General features: G+C 61.4%; 13 protein-coding genes. 5 read left to right on the forward strand and 8 right to left on the reverse strand.

Annotation, left to right across the window (positions count from 1 at the left end):
* Positions 1-208 precede the first annotated feature (208 nt).
* Positions 209-2,374: a penicillin acylase family protein gene (locus tag BUC36_RS17305; protein WP_073277543.1), complete on the forward strand. Its 2,166-nt coding sequence runs from the start codon at positions 209-211 to the stop codon at positions 2,372-2,374.
* Positions 2,375-2,467: 93 nt separating this feature from the next.
* On the opposite strand, the gene BUC36_RS17310 is transcribed toward BUC36_RS17305, so the two are convergent.
* The 6 genes from BUC36_RS17310 to uvrA all read right to left on the reverse strand — a co-directional run bounded on the left by BUC36_RS17310 (position 2,468) and on the right by uvrA (position 9,649).
* Entirely contained in the window at positions 2,468-2,998 is a 531-nt protein-coding gene (locus tag BUC36_RS17310) for a GNAT family N-acetyltransferase (RefSeq protein ID WP_073277545.1), read from the reverse strand.
* Complete coding sequence (locus BUC36_RS17315) at positions 2,995-3,933, reverse strand: 5-oxoprolinase subunit C family protein (protein ID WP_073277547.1); 939 nt, start codon at positions 3,931-3,933, stop codon at positions 2,995-2,997. The genes BUC36_RS17310 and BUC36_RS17315 overlap by 4 nt, the downstream gene beginning before the upstream one ends.
* Entirely contained in the window at positions 3,930-4,658 is a 729-nt protein-coding gene (gene pxpB / locus BUC36_RS17320) for a 5-oxoprolinase subunit PxpB (protein WP_084536238.1), read from the reverse strand. Before pxpB ends, BUC36_RS17315 begins: the two co-directional genes overlap by 4 nt.
* Entirely contained in the window at positions 4,655-5,407 is a 753-nt protein-coding gene (gene pxpA / locus BUC36_RS17325) for a 5-oxoprolinase subunit PxpA (protein WP_073277550.1), read from the reverse strand. Before pxpA ends, pxpB begins: the two co-directional genes overlap by 4 nt.
* Complete coding sequence (locus BUC36_RS17330; protein ID WP_073277552.1) at positions 5,408-6,634, reverse strand: Nramp family divalent metal transporter; 1,227 nt, start codon at positions 6,632-6,634, stop codon at positions 5,408-5,410.
* Between the two features lie 180 nt (positions 6,635-6,814).
* Positions 6,815-9,649 carry an excinuclease ABC subunit UvrA gene (gene uvrA / locus BUC36_RS17335; protein ID WP_073277554.1) on the reverse strand — a complete coding sequence of 945 codons (2,835 nt, stop codon included), beginning with the start codon at positions 9,647-9,649 and terminating at the stop codon, positions 6,815-6,817.
* Between the two features lie 101 nt (positions 9,650-9,750).
* Between uvrA and BUC36_RS17340 the strand changes: the two genes are divergently transcribed.
* The 4 genes from BUC36_RS17340 (at position 9,751) to BUC36_RS17355 (ending at position 14,005) form a co-directional block, all read left to right on the forward strand.
* Positions 9,751-11,157: a mannose-1-phosphate guanylyltransferase/mannose-6-phosphate isomerase gene (locus tag BUC36_RS17340; RefSeq protein ID WP_073277556.1), complete on the forward strand. Its 1,407-nt coding sequence runs from the start codon at positions 9,751-9,753 to the stop codon at positions 11,155-11,157.
* Between the two features lie 88 nt (positions 11,158-11,245).
* Positions 11,246-12,421, forward strand: coding sequence for an MFS transporter (locus BUC36_RS17345; RefSeq protein ID WP_073277662.1), 1,176 nt, complete (start codon positions 11,246-11,248; stop codon positions 12,419-12,421).
* Positions 12,422-12,571: 150 nt separating this feature from the next.
* Positions 12,572-13,147: a single-stranded DNA-binding protein gene (gene ssb, locus BUC36_RS17350; RefSeq protein WP_073277558.1), complete on the forward strand. Its 576-nt coding sequence runs from the start codon at positions 12,572-12,574 to the stop codon at positions 13,145-13,147.
* Between the two features lie 15 nt (positions 13,148-13,162).
* Positions 13,163-14,005, forward strand: a complete 843-nt coding sequence (locus BUC36_RS17355) for a sugar nucleotide-binding protein (protein WP_073277560.1) — start codon at positions 13,163-13,165, stop codon at positions 14,003-14,005.
* Between the two features lie 105 nt (positions 14,006-14,110).
* On the opposite strand, the gene fabB is transcribed toward BUC36_RS17355, so the two are convergent.
* Entirely contained in the window at positions 14,111-15,334 is a 1,224-nt protein-coding gene (gene fabB, locus BUC36_RS17360) for a beta-ketoacyl-ACP synthase I (protein ID WP_073277664.1), read from the reverse strand.
* A gap of 164 nt (positions 15,335-15,498) precedes the next feature.
* A complete protein-coding gene (fabA, locus tag BUC36_RS17365; protein ID WP_073277562.1) occupies positions 15,499-16,023 on the reverse strand; it encodes a 3-hydroxyacyl-[acyl-carrier-protein] dehydratase FabA in 525 nt (174 codons plus the stop codon).
* Positions 16,024-16,276: the final 253 nt, after the last annotated feature.

The raw sequence follows: 16,276 nt of genomic DNA on the forward strand, positions 1-16,276 counted from the left end.
GTAAGGGGGGCTCCGGGGCAATTGATTACGTTGTTCACCGCCTACCACTGGGATCGAACCCTGCCCGGAGCTGTTCCACAGGTGTCGCGGATACGGCGAAGCCGATTGCGTACAAATGACCTCGGGCTATATGTCCTCCCCGGACTTTACCTGGCGCTTAGGCTCGTAGAGACTCAACGGAAAGAGAACAATAAATCCGAGTCAATACATGAGACTGATCAAGAGAGGCCTGGCCAGTCTGGCCGCGCTGGGGTCCCTGGCACTACTTAGCGGCTACCTGCACCTGCCACCCAGCGTCGAGGCACAGCTTTCCGCCCGCGATTATCAGACCGAAGCGCGCCATTATGACGTGGAGATACTGCGCGATAACTGGGGCGTACCGCATATTTATGGCGACACAGATGCCGATGCCGCATTCGGCCTCGCCTATGCACACGCGGAGGACGACTTCGCGACGATTCAGAACGTGATCCTCGCCACCCGTGGCCAGCTCGCCGCAGAAAAGGGCTTTGCGGCCGCCAAGACCGATTACCTGGTGCAGTGGATGGGCGTATGGCCGGCCGTCGAGCGCGGTTACCAGCGGCTATCCAGTGACGCCCGAGCTGTGGCCGAGGCCTATGCCGCAGGTCTGAATCTCTACGCGGTGCATCACCCGGACGAAGTCTCCCGCTATCTGCTGCCGGTCAGGGGAGAAGACCTGGTTGCCGGTTTTACCTTCAAGACACCCATGTTCTACGGCTTCGACAAGGTCCTCGGCGAATTACTCGACCCCGACGCGCCCCATGAGCTTGCCAAGGCTGGCGAAAGCGCCCTGACCTGGGGGCCTCAGCAGTCACTGCCGGTCGGTAGCCAGGGAATCGCAGTAGCCCCGCACCGCTCAAGTGATGGCGCCACCCGCTTGCTGGTGAACTCCCACCAGCCACTTACCGGCCCGGTGGCCTGGTACGAGGCGCGCATACATTCGAACGCGGGCTGGAATATGGCTGGAGCGACATTTCCGGGGGCGCCGGCAATCATTCACGGCCACAACGAGTATCTGGGCTGGGCCAATACCGTCAACAAGCCCGACCTGGTGGACATCTATAAACTGGAGATCCATCCCGACGATCCCGACCGCTATCTTCTCGATGGCGAATGGCATGAGTTGGAAAAACGGCAGGCGCAAATCACGGTCAAGCTGTTCGGGCCACTGCACTGGACCGTAAACCGGGAGGTGCTAATCGCCGAGCACGGCCCGGTGTTCCGAACCAATCACGGCACCTACGCAGTTCGCTGGGCGGGCATGGGCGAGGTGCGGACGCTGGACTTTATGCTGGCGCTTAACAAGGCGACAAACAAAGAGGCATTTGAAGCTGCGCTGAAAATGCAGGCGATGCCCAGTATCAATTACGTATACGCCGATAGAGAAGGCAATATCGGCCACTACTACAATGCCATGTTTCCGCAGCGGATAAACGGCTGGGACTGGCAGAAGTATCTGCCAGGTGACAGATCGGAATTAATTTGGCATGGCTACCGGGATTTCCAGTGGATGCCAAAGACGCTAAATCCGCTAAGTGGCCTTGTCTACAACGCGAATAACCCACCCTTTCAGGCAACGGACGGCGATGACGATGCCTGGGTCGAGGACTTTCCTCAATCGATGGGTATCGAGCAGGTGGTGACCAACCGGGCGCTGCAGATCGAAGCGCTCTATGGTGCGCAGGATAAGATCTCGGCATCGGATTTCGAGCGCCTGAAATATGACAACGCCTATCACCCGAATTCCTATCAGGTGCGCACACTGCAGCACTGGTTGAGTATGCCGAAGCCTGAGGCATTGCAGAGTGAAAAATACCAGGCTGCACTGCGCCAGTTGTCCGAATGGGCGTTGACAACGGACCGGGCAGATACCACCGCGGCATTGGCGATATTGACGCTGGAGCCGGTTCAGCGTGCCGGCGGTGAACTGGCGAATCCCGACGAGGTTGATCAGGCATTTAAAAGCGCGGTAGATCGTCTGCACCATTTTTATGGCGGTACTGAGGTGCCTTACGGCCAGATCAATCGCCATGTGCGCGGCGAGCACAGCTGGCCATTAAGTGGCGGGCCCGACACAGTGCGGGCGGTTTACGGCGGTCCGCTGAACGACAGCGGTAAATTCGAGAACAGGGCGGGCGACAGCTATATCATGCTGGTGGAGTGGGCCCGTGATGGCAGTGTTTCCTCGCGGGCCGTGCATAACTTTGGTTCCGCGACACTCGATCAGCGGTCACCACATTATGCCGATCAGGCAGAACTGTTCGTCGGCGAAACACTGCGCGACGTGTATTTTGCACGCGATGAGCTGCTCGACAACCTTTCCCGGCGGTACAGGCCTAACCGGTTGGATTGATTTGAAGGACTGGCCGGCTGAGGGGAGGCAATTCGCCGTCTCCGCAGATCGCCGCCCTCCAGCCGATTTGGTCGACAGAAGGCGGCAGATACCTCAGGCATAGAGGTGCAGGTCGGCCTCGCTCAGGCTCAATGCGATAGTGCGTTCGTATTGCAGCCCGAGTTTCCGCAAAACGCTGGCAGACCCTTCGTTGGCCGGATCGACTATCCCGACTATGCGTTGCAGACCCAATACAGTGCGGCCATACGCCATCACTGCGGTGGCAGATTCGGAGGCCAGACCGCGACCCCAGTATTCCGGCAGAAAGCGATAGCCGATATCCACCTCGTCGATCTCGGCAACATATTTCACGCCGGCGAAACCGATCAGCCTGCCACTGTCTTTAGCGATGCAGGCCAGGCGGCCCATCCCGCGTTCGCGATAGTCGCGCAGGGGGCCGGCCTGCAACAGTTGCAGCGCCTGATCCCGCGAAGTCAGGGGTTTGCGTCCCACAAAACGCACCACCTCCGGGTTGGCGTTGAGCAGGTAGTAGTCTTCAATATCGTCTAGCGTGAACTCGCGCAGCCAAAGCCGCTGGGTTTCCAGGATCGTTGATGGTGGGGCGCTATTGATTTGCTGATTCATCCACTGAGCTCTGCCCGCAGTTGTTCGAGTAGCCGGAACTTTCCGGCGAGTATTTCACGCGCATGCTCCTGCGTGACCTGCAGAAAGTTGATGCGGTCATTGGTCTTCAGCTGCCCGACCATATGTAAGTCTGCACTGATGACATGTGCGATGCGCGGATAGCCGCCAATGGTCTGCCCCTCAACGAAGCTGACAATCGGTTGCCCGTCCGGTGGAATCTGCACGGTACCCGGGCAGAGACCGGAAGATATTTGCTGTGGTATTTCTTCCGTGTCGAGAGCGCTGCCACTGAGTCGGACTCCCATGCGGTTGCTCTGCGCCGATACCTGATAGGCCTGATTGTAAAAATCGTCTACTGCCTGCTTATCGAAGCAATGCGCCTCTGCACCGGTGATGACCCGCAATTGCGGATGTCCGGTATATTTCAGCTGAAAATGTTCCTCGAGACGGCGATGGGCAACCGATTTAATCCGGGAGAAGCGGATGCTGTCGCCCCGCTGGATCGCGCGGTCATTGACGCCGCCAAACCGTCCGAGAAGATTGCTTCCACAGCTACCGAAAACCTTGGGCAGGTCCATCGCGCCGGAGAAGGCGATATAGGCACGGGCGCCACTGAGCAGCTGGCCGAAGCTGAGAATATCGCCGCGCCTGATTTGCAGCACCTCATTGCAGCCTACGCTTTCCTCATTCAGGGTGAGCTCGAAATGCGCACCGACGACCGCAACGGAAATCTCGTCTTCGAATTCGATCGTGGGCCCCGCAAGCGTTACCTCCAGCACCGGGTTGTCCATTGGATTGCCGAGCAGTAGGTTGGCCAACCGCATCGCCATCGGGTCGGCGGCACCACCGCGGGAAATGCCGTAGCGCATGAGGCCGAATCGCCCGAGGTCCTGAACACTGGTCTGCAGGCCCGCGCGGAGAAAGCGCATAGTCATGACGCCTGCTCCAGCGGTATAACCTCGAGCATCTCCTGCCGAAATTGCTCGAACTGCGCTCTGTCGATCGGATAGAACTCGATCCGGTCCAGGGGTTCGGCGACAAAGGCCGGGTTGCCATGGGGTCTAAACAGTTCTACCGGCGTACGGCCGATGATCTGCCAGCCACCGGGGCTCTCTTGCGGATAGACACCGGTCTGCTTGCCACCAATCCCTACCGCGCCGGCGGGAACGCGCAGCGCGGGGGTTTCCTTGCGCGGGCAGTGCAGGGACGGGTCCAGTCCGCCGAGATACAGGAATCCGGGCGAGAAGCCCAGCATATGGACCAGGTAATGCGGAGCGCAATGTTTGGCGGTGATTTGCTGCGCTGACAAGCCGGTGTGTTCACTCACCGCCGACATGTCCTGCGCGAACTCCCCTTCGTAGCAGACGGGAAGGCGAATAAGCCGGGGATTTCTCTTCAGTTCCGGTTGTCGTGCCAGGAGCTTGCGGGTCAGCGCCTCAACGTCATTTTTAAGCCCGTCGGGATCGCACAGCAGTGGGTCGAAGCAGAGTGTCAGGCACTGGTAGGCCGGAATCAGGTCCTGTATGCCGGCCCTGTCCAGTGCGTTGATTGCCTGCTCGATTGCAATAATCCAGCGGCTGAGTTCCTCACTGGGTTCGGCATCGAAGCGGATATCCAGGGCACTGTCGCCATTGGCGATAACCGAGAAAGCAGGAATCACTGGCGCACCTTTATGTCATGCAGGTGGAGGTATCGCACAAGCTGTTGCGCAATGCTCGGCGCGTTCGTGTTGTCTCCGTGCAGACAGATACTGTCGACAGAAAACTGCAGTTCATCGCCGGATATCGACTGGAATATCTGGCCCGTTGCCAGGCGCAGCGCCTGTTCGAGACATAATTCCGTGTCCGCGATCACCGAGTTTTCCATCGCTCGTGGTGCGAGCTGGTGATTGTTGAGGTAGCGCCTATCCATAAAACCTTCGCGGATAAATGCATGTCGGTACCGTTGCGCGGCAATCTCCATTTGTGCATTGGCGAGGCCGAGGATTTTCAGCTGTGGGAATTCTGCAGCGACAAACGCCGTAATATTTTCGGCCAACTCGCTATTGGCTTCGGCGTCATTGTAGAGCGCACCGTGCAGCTTGATATGATCTAGCTGTGTTCCGGCCGCGCGGGCGACGCCCTGCAGACGCCGCACCTGTTCACCGACGGATGCGAGCAGGTGTTCGAATCCTATATCCAGCGACCGGCGTCCGAAGTTTTCCCGGTCGGGATATCCGGGATGGGCGCCGACTATCAGCCGGTTCTTCCGTGCGTTGTCGACCGACAGCTGCATGGTGTCGAGGTTGCCGGCGTGGCCGCCGCAGGCAATATTGCAGCGGGAAATATGCGGCATTATCAGTGCATCTCTCTGACAGTCGGCACTGGTCTCGCCTTCGCCCAGATCGCAATTGATATCTATCTTTTGCATCTATAACCAACCAAAAGCCGACATTAGACTGCGGCCGCCCAGCAGCAGTGTCACCAAAAGCACTGCCACACCAAGCAGGTTCTGCAGCCGTGAATTTCTGTATCCGCCAAGCCTCGACGAATTCATTTCCCACAGGAGAAAAATAGTCACTATCGGCAGCAGGAGTCCATTCGCTATCTGTGCAAACCAGATCAGTTGCACCGGCCTCATGTCGAGCGTGGCAACCAGCGTGCCGATAGCCAGGATCGTGAACCACACCAGGCGGAATCCCAGCGACTTCATATCCGACTTCAGCCCCAGGATTCCGCTGAGGGCATAGGCGGCGGCGAGCGGCGCGGTCAAGGCGGAGGAGATGCCTGCGGCGAAAAGGCCGATGCCCATAAAATACTGGGCGCCGCCACCGAACAGCGGTTGTAGCGATGCGGCGATATCCCCGGCGCCGCTCAGCACTATCTGGCGTCCGAAAAATGCCGAGGCGGCGGTGGAAACAATCGCGATCGAAATCAGGCCGCCCAGCGGGATAGAGAAATAGATATCGCGGCGCGCCTGCGGCAATAAGTCGGGGTGCTGCCATTTCTTTCCGGCGCTGGAGCTGTGTAGAAACAGGTTGTAGGGCACAACCGTGGTGCCGATCAACGCGACAGTCGTCAGTGTCGCGCCCGATGGAATGGAGGGTAGCAGGAGCCCCTTGAGCAGGGCCGGCAAATCGGGCTTGGTAATTACGAGGGTGGCCAGGAAAGCCAGACTCATCAGCAATACCAGCGCTACCAGCGAACCTTCAATCAGCCGATACTCGCCACGCCACAGCAGGAAAAACGCGATTGCTGCAATGACCAGCGGCCAGGGATTGAAGGTAAGCGAATCCCGCCCAACGGCGGAAGTCAGGGCCTCCAGTCCCATACTGGCGCCGGCGATATTGCCGCTCTGGTAGGCGGCATTGCCGATCACGATTGCACTGACGACGAGCAACACTGCCAGTGCGCGTGGCAGAGGCTGGTGAAAAGTCTCACGAATATTTTCGCCGAGGCCCTGCTGAGTGACTACACCAAGGCGAGCCGTCATTTCCTGCAAGATCATGCTGGCGACTATTGCGAAAAGTAGCGCCCACAGCAGCGCATATCCGAAACTAGCGCCGGCGAGGCTGGCGGTGACCACCGTTCCCGGGCCGATAAACGCCGCGGCCACCATGGTGGCGGGTCCAATATTCAGGTACTTGCCGAGTTTCATTGTAGTTATTGTTCGTAGTTGCGCTTTAGACAAGGGGGAGTTAATCACAGCGCTCGGCAAATACCAACGGCCTGCCGACTCGTTGCAACAGGCGGAGGCTGGACTTCTCGCGGGAGGTGCGCAAATAAAAAGGGGCGAAGCCGGTGGCTTCGCCCCTTTTTATTTGCGGCATTGGATGGATTATGCCTTTGCGGCTGCCAGCATCGGCTTCAAAAATCTGCCGGTGTGGGAGGCTTTGATCTTGGCGACCTGCTCCGGTGTGCCGGTGGCGATAATCTGCCCGCCGCCGGAGCCGCCTTCAGGGCCCAGGTCGACGATCCAGTCTGCCGTCTTGATCACATCCAGGTTGTGCTCGATCACGACGATGGTGTTGCCGTGGTCGCGCAGGCGATGCAGTACGTCGAGCAGCAACTGGATGTCGGCGAAGTGCAGGCCGGTGGTGGGCTCGTCGAGAATATACAGCGTCTTGCCGGTGTCGCGCTTGGACAGCTCGCGTGACAGCTTGACCCGTTGCGCCTCACCACCGGATAACGTCGTCGCCGCCTGGCCCAGCTTGATGTAGGACAGCCCCACATCCATCAGCGTCTGCAGCTTCTTGGCGATCGCGGGCACCGGATCAAAAAATTCACGCGCGTCCTCGACCGTCATCTCCAGTACTTCGTGGATATTCTTGCCCTTGTAGTGCACCTCCAGCGTTTCGCGGTTGTAGCGCTTGCCCTTGCAGGTATCGCAGGGGACATAGATATCCGGCAGGAAGTGCATTTCCACCTTGATGACGCCATCGCCCTGGCACGCCTCACAGCGGCCACCCTTGACGTTGAAGCTGAAACGTCCGGGCTTGTAACCGCGCGAGCGCGCTTCCTGGGTGCCGGCAAAAAGATCGCGGATCGGCGTGAAGATGCCGGTGTAGGTCGCGGGATTGGAGCGCGGCGTGCGGCCGATCGGGCTCTGGTCGATGTCGACGCATTTGTCGAAATGTTCCAGTCCGTGCACCGCCTCGTAGGGGGAGGCCTTCAGCGTGGTCGCCTTGTTCAGCGCCGTGGCTGCCAGGGGGTACAGGGTGGTATTGATCAGTGTCGACTTGCCGGAACCGGACACACCGGTGACGCAGGTAAACAGACCCACCGGAATCTCCAGGTCGACATTCTGCAGATTGTTGCCGGTGGCCCCTTCAATACGCAGGAGTTCGTCGCCGGCCGGATTGCGCGCCGCGGGTACGGCGATCTGCTTCCTGCCCGACAGGTACTGACCGGTTAGCGAGCGCTCGCAAGCGGCGATCTGGTCGTGGCTGCCTGCCGCCACCACTTCGCCGCCGTGCACACCGGCGCCCGGGCCGATATCGACAATGAAGTCGGCGCTGCGGATGGCGTCTTCGTCGTGCTCGACCACGATGACCGTATTGCCGATATCGCGCAGGTGGGTGAGGGTGGCGAGCAGCCGCTCGTTGTCGCGCTGGTGCAGGCCGATGGACGGCTCATCGAGGATATACATGACGCCGACCAGGCCGGCGCCGATCTGGCTGGCGAGGCGGATACGCTGGGCTTCGCCACCGGAAAGTGTCTCGGCGCTGCGGTTCAGGGTCAGGTAGTTGAGGCCCACATCCACCAGGAAGCGGAAGCGGTCGCGCAGCTCCTTGAGGATCTTGTCAGCGATCTCTTTCTGGGCGCCGGTGAAACCCAGCTGGTGGGTGAAATACTCAAAGGCGTCGCCCACCGGCAGCTCGGTAATCTGCGCCAGGGTGCGGTTGTCCACAAACACGTGGCGCGCCTCGCGGCGCAGGCGGGTGCCGTGACACTCGGGACATTTCTGGGTGCTGAGGTACTTGGCCAGCTCCTCGCGCACCGACTGGGACTCGGTGTCCCGATAGCGGCGCTGGAAGTTGGGGATGATGCCCTCGAAGGTGTGGCGGCGAATGGTGACGTCGCCGCGGTCGTTGACGTAGCTGAAGTCGATCGGTGTGTCGCCGCTGCCGCGCAGGATTACCTCGCGATATTTTTTCGCGAGTTTACTCCACGGCTTGTCCAGGTCGAAGCCGTAATGCTCGGCGAGTGAGTCGAGCATGTGGTAGTAGTAAATATTGCGCCTGTCCCAGCCGCGGATCGCCCCTTCGGAAATGCTGCTGCCCGGATCGAGGATGACCTTTTCCTCGTCGAAGAACTGTTTGACGCCGAGGCCGTCGCAACCGGGACAGGCGCCGGCGGGGTTGTTGAAGGAGAACAGGCGCGGCTCCAGCTCGTCCAGTGAGTAATCACATACCGGACAGGCGTGGCGTGCAGAGAATAGACGGTCTTCCTGTTTGCCCTCCATAAAACTGATCGACGCTATGCCGTCGGTCAGGTTGAGCGCCGTCTCGAAGGATTCCGCCAGGCGCAGCTGCAGATCGTCGCGCACCTTGAAGCGGTCTACCACCACCTCGACGGTGTGCTTCTTGCGCTTGTCCAGCTTGGGGGTGTCGTCGAGGTCGCAGACGACGCCGTCGATGCGCGCGCGCACGAAACCATCGCGGCGCAGTTGTTCGAATACGTGCAGGTGTTCGCCCTTGCGGTCGCGCACCACCGGCGCCAGCAGCATGAGCTTGGTGCCCTCCGGCAGGGCCAGTACCTGGTCCACCATCTGGCTCACGGTCTGCGCCTGCAGCGGTTCGGCGTGGTCCGGGCAGCGCGGTTCGCCGACGCGGGCGAACAGCAGGCGCAGGTAGTCGTAGATCTCGGTGATGGTGCCGACCGTGGAGCGCGGGTTGTGAGAGGTGGACTTCTGCTCGATGGAGATGGCCGGCGACAGCCCCTCCACGGTATCCACGTCCGGCTTCTCCATCATCGACAGGAACTGGCGTGCGTAAGTGGACAGGGACTCCACATAGCGCCGCTGCCCCTCGGCGTAGAGGGTGTCAAACGCGAGCGAGGACTTGCCGGAACCGGACAGGCCGGTGATTACGATGAGCTTGTCGCGGGGAATATCCAGATCGATATTCTTCAGGTTGTGGGTGCGCGCACCCCTTACGTAAATCGTGTCCACGCTTTTCCTATACCTTGGCCGGGAAAACAGGCAAGTATAATCCGGTGCTGAACTGTGCCAAAATTCCACCGCCAGAAAATTTAAGTACTAACCTTCGATCCATGATTCCCGTCATTCTCTGTGGCGGCACCGGCTCACGTTTGTGGCCGCTGTCGCGCGAAGCCTACCCGAAACAATTCCTGCCCCTGGCGGGCAGCGAGACCATGCTGCAGGCCACCGCGCTGCGCCTCGATGGCCTCGCGCAGCTGCAGGCGCCGATACTCGTGTGCAACGAGGAGCACCGTTTTGCCGCTGCCGAACAGCTGCAGGAAATAGGGCGCGCGGCGCAATCGATTCTGCTGGAGCCCTGTGCGCGCAATACGGCACCGGCGATCGCGCTGGCCGCGCTGGCGGCGCTGGAGGGGGGCGAGGACCCGCTGTTACTGGTGTTGCCTGCGGACCACGCCGTTGCCGATGTGGTGGCTTTCCAGGCGGCCGTGACCAGGGCTACCGATCTGGCGACGCAGGGCAACCTGGTGACATTCGGCATAGTGCCCACCCGCGCCGAGACCGGTTACGGCTACATACGCCGCGGTGAGCAGCTGGAAGAGGGCACCTGGAAGGTGGCTCAGTTCGTCGAGAAACCGGATACCGTTACCGCCGAGTCCTACCTGGCCAGTGGCGACTACTCCTGGAACAGCGGCATGTTCCTGTTCCGCGCCTCGCGCTATATCGAGGAGCTGGGCCACCACCGCGCCGATATTCTCGACGCTTGCCGGCAGGCCTACGCCGGCGCCGCGCGGGACCTGGACTTCACCCGCATGGATGCCCAGGCTTTCGCCGCCTGCGCCGATGAGTCAGTGGACTACGCGGTCATGGAAAAAACCGAGTCCGCCGCGGTGGTGCCGATGGCTGCCGGCTGGAGTGACGTGGGCTCCTGGTCTGCGCTGTGGGAGCTGGCCGAACGGGACTGTGACGACAACCTGCTGCACGGCGATGTAATGGCCGAGGACAGCGAGGGCTGCCTGGTGCGGGCCGACAACCGCCTGGTGGGCCTGCTCGGTGTGCGCGACCTGGTGGTGGTAGACACCGATGATGCGGTACTGATCGCCGACAAGCAGCGGGTGCAGGAAGTGAAGAAGCTGGTGCAGCGCCTGAAGTGCTCGCAGCGCAGCGAGGCCCAGCGCCACCGCAAGGTCTACCGCCCATGGGGTTACTACGACTCCATCGATGCCGGCCCGCGTTTCCAGGTCAAGCGCATCGTCGTCAAGCCGGGCAAGCAGCTGTCCCTGCAGATGCATCACCACCGCGCCGAGCACTGGATAGTGGTGCGCGGCACCGCCAAGGTTACCCGCGGCGACGAGCAGCTGCTGGTCACCGAAAACCAATCCACCTACATCCCCCTGGGGGTGACCCACCGCCTGGAGAATCCGGGCACCATTCCGCTGGAGTTGATCGAGGTGCAGTCCGGCAGTTATCTGGGCGAGGACGATATTATCCGCTTCGACGATGCCTACGGGCGCAGCTGAGGCCGGGATCTAACGGCGATCTGCCCTACAGCTCAACTGCTGACCGCTGTACAATGCGCGCCCTGTTTAACGCTGTCCCGGGATGTGCATGAATTCCACTGAGCGCCGCGCCCTCACGGGCCTGGCTTCCCTGTATGTATTTCGCATGCTCGGCCTGTTTATGGTGCTGCCGGTCCTGTCGGTGTACGGCGCCGACTACCGCGGCAGCACCCCGGCGCTGCTGGGGCTGGCGCTGGGCGCCTATGGTCTCAGTCAGGCGCTGTTGCAGATTCCGCTGGGCATGCTGTCGGATCGCTGGGGGCGCAAGCCGGTGATCTACGGGGGCCTCGCAGTGTTCGCCTTCGGCAGCCTGGTGGCGGCGCAGACTGATTCCGTCTACGGGCTGATTGTCGGCCGCGTGTTGCAGGGCTGCGGTGCCATCGCCGCGGCGACCATGGCTCTGGTGGCGGATCTGACCCGTACTGAGAAGCGCGGTATCGCCATGGCGATCATCGGCGCAGCCATCGGTGTGGCCTTTATGCTGGCGGTTATTTTGGGGCCGCTACTGGCCGGCCTCGGCGGCCTGTCGGCCATCTTCTGGCTGACCATGGCGCTGGCCCTGTTCGGCATGCTGCTGGTCTGGCGACTGGTGCCGACGCCGCAGGCAGAGGTCGGCTCGGCGGTCTACCGCGGCGGTTTCCGCGCGCTGCTGCGCAGTGGCGAAGCCTGGCAGCTGGTCAGCGGCGTCTTCTTTTCGCACCTGCTGCTGACGGCGCTGTTCGTCGCCCTGCCGCTGGCGGTGGTGGCGAAGCTCGGCCTGCCGGCCGACCAGCACTGGAAACTGTATGGTCCGCTGATGCTCGGTGCCTTCTTGGTAATGTTGCCACTGATGCGCATCGCCGAGCGCAGCGGCCGGGTGCCGCTGGCGATGGGGCTGGCGCTGATTGGGCTGGCTGCCGGCAGTGCCTCGCTATTGCCCTTTGGCAGCGGGTTGTCACTGGTAGCGATGCTGCTGGTCTTCTTCGTCGCCTTCAACCTGCTCGAGGCGCTGTTGCCGGCGCAGCTGACGCGCACCGCACCGACCGAGGCCCGCGGCGCCGCGACCGGACTCTATGCGACTTTCCAGTTTCTCGGCGCCTTCTTCGGCGGCGCCCTGGGTGGCTACCTGTTCGGCCTCGGCGGTGCCGGCGCAGTGGCCGGGTTGGGGACTGCCGTGTTGCTGTTGTGGGCGCTGCTGTGGTGGCTGTTGCGCGCGCGCGGCCTGGAGGCGGGAAGCGCTTACTAACCGGCGGCGTCTGTTGTATGCTGCTGGATAAAAATACACTGGTCGCCAGAGGGCGGCCGCCGCGCAGAAGTTGCGCGTAAAGGCATTCAAAAACATTACATTTGCACGTTTACAGCCCCGGGCAGGTCCCGGGCGAGAGAGGAGAGGGCCATGGCCAGGGGTATCAACAAAGTAATTCTGATCGGCAACCTGGGCAACGACCCGGAAACCAAATACATGCCCAGCGGCGGCGCCGTGACCAATGTCAGCCTGGCCACCAGCGAGACCTGGAAGGACAAGCAGACCGGTCAGCAGCAGGAGCGCACCGAATGGCACCGCGTGGTGTTCTTCAACCGCCTGGCGGAGATCGCCGGCGAGTACCTGCGCAAGGGTTCCAAGGTCTATATCGAGGGTTCCCTGCGCACCCGCAAGTGGCAGGACAAGAACAGCGGCCAGGACCGCTATACCACAGAGATCGTCGCCAGCGAGATGCAGATGCTCGACGGCCGCGGCGAGCAGGGCGGCGGTTTTGGCGGCCAGGGTATGGGCGGCCAGGGCGGTTACGACCAGCAGCAGGGTGGCGGCTTCCAGGGCGGTTACCAGCAGCAGGGCGGCGGCCAGCAGGCAGACCCCTACGCCCAGGGCCGCACCGCGCCGTCACCGATGGCGCCGTCCAACAAGCAGCCGTCGAACCAGGCTCCGGCTGGCGGTTTCGATAACAGCTTCGACGACGACATCCCCTTCTAAGGTTCCGCACAACCTGTGGCAGAGCTTCACACCGGTTACAGGCCGGATTCGATTGCGATTATTGGTGCCGGTAACGAAATCGACGGCGCGCTGCAGAAACGTCTGCAGCGCGCCGGTTTTCGCGTGCAGCTATTGACGGCCGATGCGCTGGATCAGCTGCGCCCCGGCTCGATTGTGATCAATGTGTCGGCCTGTGCCGGTGGTCAGCAGATGGCCGGGGCAGTTCGGGTGTGTGAATTGCTGGCGCAGAAGAAGTGCAGCTACCTGCTCCATCTTTCTTCCTATCAAGTATTTCCCGGCGGAACGCGCAAGCGCTACGACGAGGACGAAGTTCCCGCTCCCATTTCGGACGCCGGCCGGCGCTGGCTGGCCTGTGAAGAGGCCCTGGCGGGCCATGAGAACCTGACCATTCTGCGTTTCGGCTGGATGGTGGACCGCAATGATGACGCCCTGCTGGGGCGCATTCTACGCGGCCTGGTGGCGCGCCAGCCGATCGCCCTGGACGAAGAGAGCCGCGGTAGTCCGGTGACGGTCATGGATATGGTCAGGGTAACGGTGGCGGTGGCTCAACAGCTGGCCAGCGGTGCACCTGCATCGGGTATTTACCACTATGGTGCCGCAGACAGCTGCACCGCGATGGAGTTTGCCCGGGAAGTGGTGGAGCGGGCCCAGTCTTTTTACGACGAGGACTTTTCCCCGGAGCTGAGTGCGCTGCCGGATGCCGACGGGCACAGCGTGGTGCTCGCCTGCGGCAAGTTGCGCGATGTATTCGGCATCCAGCAGCGCAGCTGGCGCCAGGGGCTGACCCGGCAGGTGGAGTTGTGGCTGGAACGCCTCGAGGCGGGTGCCTCGCGTTGAACGGGTAAAGGGGCAGCGGCCGAACTGCCGCATGGAAACAAAAAAAGGGCGATCCATTTGGGTCGCCCTTTTTTATTCTGACCGGCCGGGGCCGGCTGCGATAGATCAGACCTTGTCGAAAATCAGGCAGGCGTTGGTGCCGCCGAAGCCGAAGCTGTTCGACATGGCGCGCTTGATCTCCTGGTTGCGCACCTCGGTTACCAGATCCATACCTTCCGCCGCTTCATCGCGGTTCTCCACATTGGCGGAGGCGGCGATAAAGTCGTTCTGCATCATCAGCAGGCAGTAGATCGCCTCCTGCACGCCGGCCGCACCGAGTGAGTGGCCAGTCAGGGATTTGGTGGAGGCAAATGCGGGCACCTGGTCGCCGAAGACTTCGCGCATGGCGCGCAGCTCCGCGACATCGCCCACCGGCGTGGAGGTGCCGTGGGTGTTGATGTAGTCGACCTTGCCTTCCAGGCCCTTGCCGTCCATTCCAGCCAGCGCCTGCTGCATGCAGCGCACCGCGCCCTCGCCGCTGGGGGCGACCATGTCGTAGCCGTCAGAGGTGGCGCCGTAGCCGGTCAGTTCGGCGTAGATGGTGGCACCGCGGGCTTTGGCGTGTTCCATTTCCTCCAGTACCAGGCAGCCGCCACCGCCGGCGATGACGAAACCATCGCGGTCGGCGTCATAGGGGCGCGAGGCGCGAGTCGGCTCGTCGTTGTACTTGGTCGACAAAGCGCCCATGGCGTCGAACAGGTGAGTCAGGCTCCAGGCCAGCTCCTCGCCACCGCCGGCGAAGACGATGTCCTGCTTACCCAGCTGGATCTGCTCGGCGCCGTTGCCGATACAGTGGGCGCTGGTGGCGCAGGCGGAGGAAATGCTGTAGTTGACGCCCTTGATCTTGAACGGCGTGGCCAGACAGGCGGACACGGTGCTGCCCATGACCTGCGGTACCCGGTAGGCGCCGACGCGGCGGACACCCTTTTCTTTCAGGGTCTGCGCGGCTTCGATGATTTCGCGGGTGGAAGTGCCGCCGGAACCCATGACGATGCCGGTGCGCGGATTGGAGATATCGCTCTCCTCCAGGCCGGACATCTTGATGGCTTCCTGCATGGCGATATACGCATAGGCGGCGGAGTCGCCCATAAAACGCAGCACTTTGCGGTCGATATGCTCCTTGAAGTCGATATCCACCGGGCAGGCGACGTTGCTGCGCAGGCCCAGTTCACGGTACTCCTCCATAAAGCGGATACCGCTGCGACCCGCCTTCAGGGAGGCGGTCACTTCTTCGGTATTGGTGCCGATGCAGGATGTGATACCCATTCCGGTAATGGCAACCCGACGCATAGTGATCTCCAATAAAGCTTTACGACAGTGTAATTAGTTATTTTTGTCAGGATAGGTTTGCAGAGGACTTCTCAGGCCGGATTTACCGGCCGGCGATGTCTGTGCGCCCTGTGTGGCGGGACCTGCCCGGCCGGACCTGCCCGGCGGAACTTGTCCCGCCGGACTTAAAAATTGTCGGTGCGGGTAAACAGGCCCACGCGCAGATCTTTCGCGTTGTAGATCTCGCGGCCGTCTACAGACACGGTGCCGTCGCCGATACCCATCACCAGCTTGCGCTCCACGAGACGGCTCATCTGGATATGGTAGGTAACCTTCTTGGCGGTCGGAAGGATCTGGCCAGTAAATTTTACCTCGCCACAGCCCAGGGCGCGGCCGCGGCCGGGATTGCCCTTCCAGGCCAGGAAGTAGCCGAGCAGCTGCCACATGGCGTCCAGGCCCAGGCAGCCGGGCATTACCGGGTCGCCGGGGAAGTGGCAATCGAAGAACCACAGATCCGGGTGGATATCGAGCTCGGCAATCAGCTCGCCCTTGCCGTAGGCGCCGCCATCCTTGGAGACGTGGGTGATGCGGTCGAGCATCAGCATATTGGGTGCGGGCAGCTGGGCGTTGCCCGGGCCGAACATTTCGCCGCGGGAGCAGGCCAGGAGCTCTTCTTTGCTGTAGCTGCTTTTTTGAACAAAATTACTCATTGGGTCCCCGTTGTTGGGTGTTTGCGCAATAGAGAGTGAGCGCTTTTGCAAGAGCGGGCATTCTAAGGTCTGAGGATAGCTTGTCCAGTCGGTCAGAAGTGTTTTTGTGACTGGTACGGAGATTGCTGACATAAATTTGTAACAGACGCTGAGGAGTCTCTGTCAATTGGCGACAGTGGCCAACTGTCACCCTCTGTAAGTGAAGGCGGTCATCAATTTGTGATAAGTTCCCCCGTCTGGCGCCTCCGGGGGG

The sequence above is a fragment of the Microbulbifer donghaiensis genome, from assembly GCF_900129095.1.
GTDB classification, from domain to species: Bacteria; Pseudomonadota; Gammaproteobacteria; order Pseudomonadales; family Cellvibrionaceae; genus Microbulbifer; species Microbulbifer donghaiensis.

Coding starts and splice junctions, on each gene's coding strand:
- BUC36_RS17305 (WP_073277543.1), top strand. CDS start 209: ATGAGACTGATCAAGAGAGGCCTGGCCAGTCTGGCCGCGCTGGGGTCC.
- BUC36_RS17310 (WP_073277545.1), bottom strand. CDS start 2,998: ATGAATCAGCAAATCAATAGCGCCCCACCATCAACGATCCTGGAAACC.
- BUC36_RS17315 (WP_073277547.1), bottom strand. CDS start 3,933: ATGACTATGCGCTTTCTCCGCGCGGGCCTGCAGACCAGTGTTCAGGAC.
- pxpA (WP_073277550.1), bottom strand. CDS start 5,407: ATGCAAAAGATAGATATCAATTGCGATCTGGGCGAAGGCGAGACCAGT.
- BUC36_RS17330 (WP_073277552.1), bottom strand. CDS start 6,634: ATGAAACTCGGCAAGTACCTGAATATTGGACCCGCCACCATGGTGGCC.
- BUC36_RS17340 (WP_073277556.1), top strand. CDS start 9,751: ATGATTCCCGTCATTCTCTGTGGCGGCACCGGCTCACGTTTGTGGCCG.
- BUC36_RS17345 (WP_073277662.1), top strand. CDS start 11,246: ATGAATTCCACTGAGCGCCGCGCCCTCACGGGCCTGGCTTCCCTGTAT.
- ssb (WP_073277558.1), top strand. CDS start 12,572: ATGGCCAGGGGTATCAACAAAGTAATTCTGATCGGCAACCTGGGCAAC.
- fabB (WP_073277664.1), bottom strand. CDS start 15,334: ATGCGTCGGGTTGCCATTACCGGAATGGGTATCACATCCTGCATCGGC.
- fabA (WP_073277562.1), bottom strand. CDS start 16,023: ATGAGTAATTTTGTTCAAAAAAGCAGCTACAGCAAAGAAGAGCTCCTG.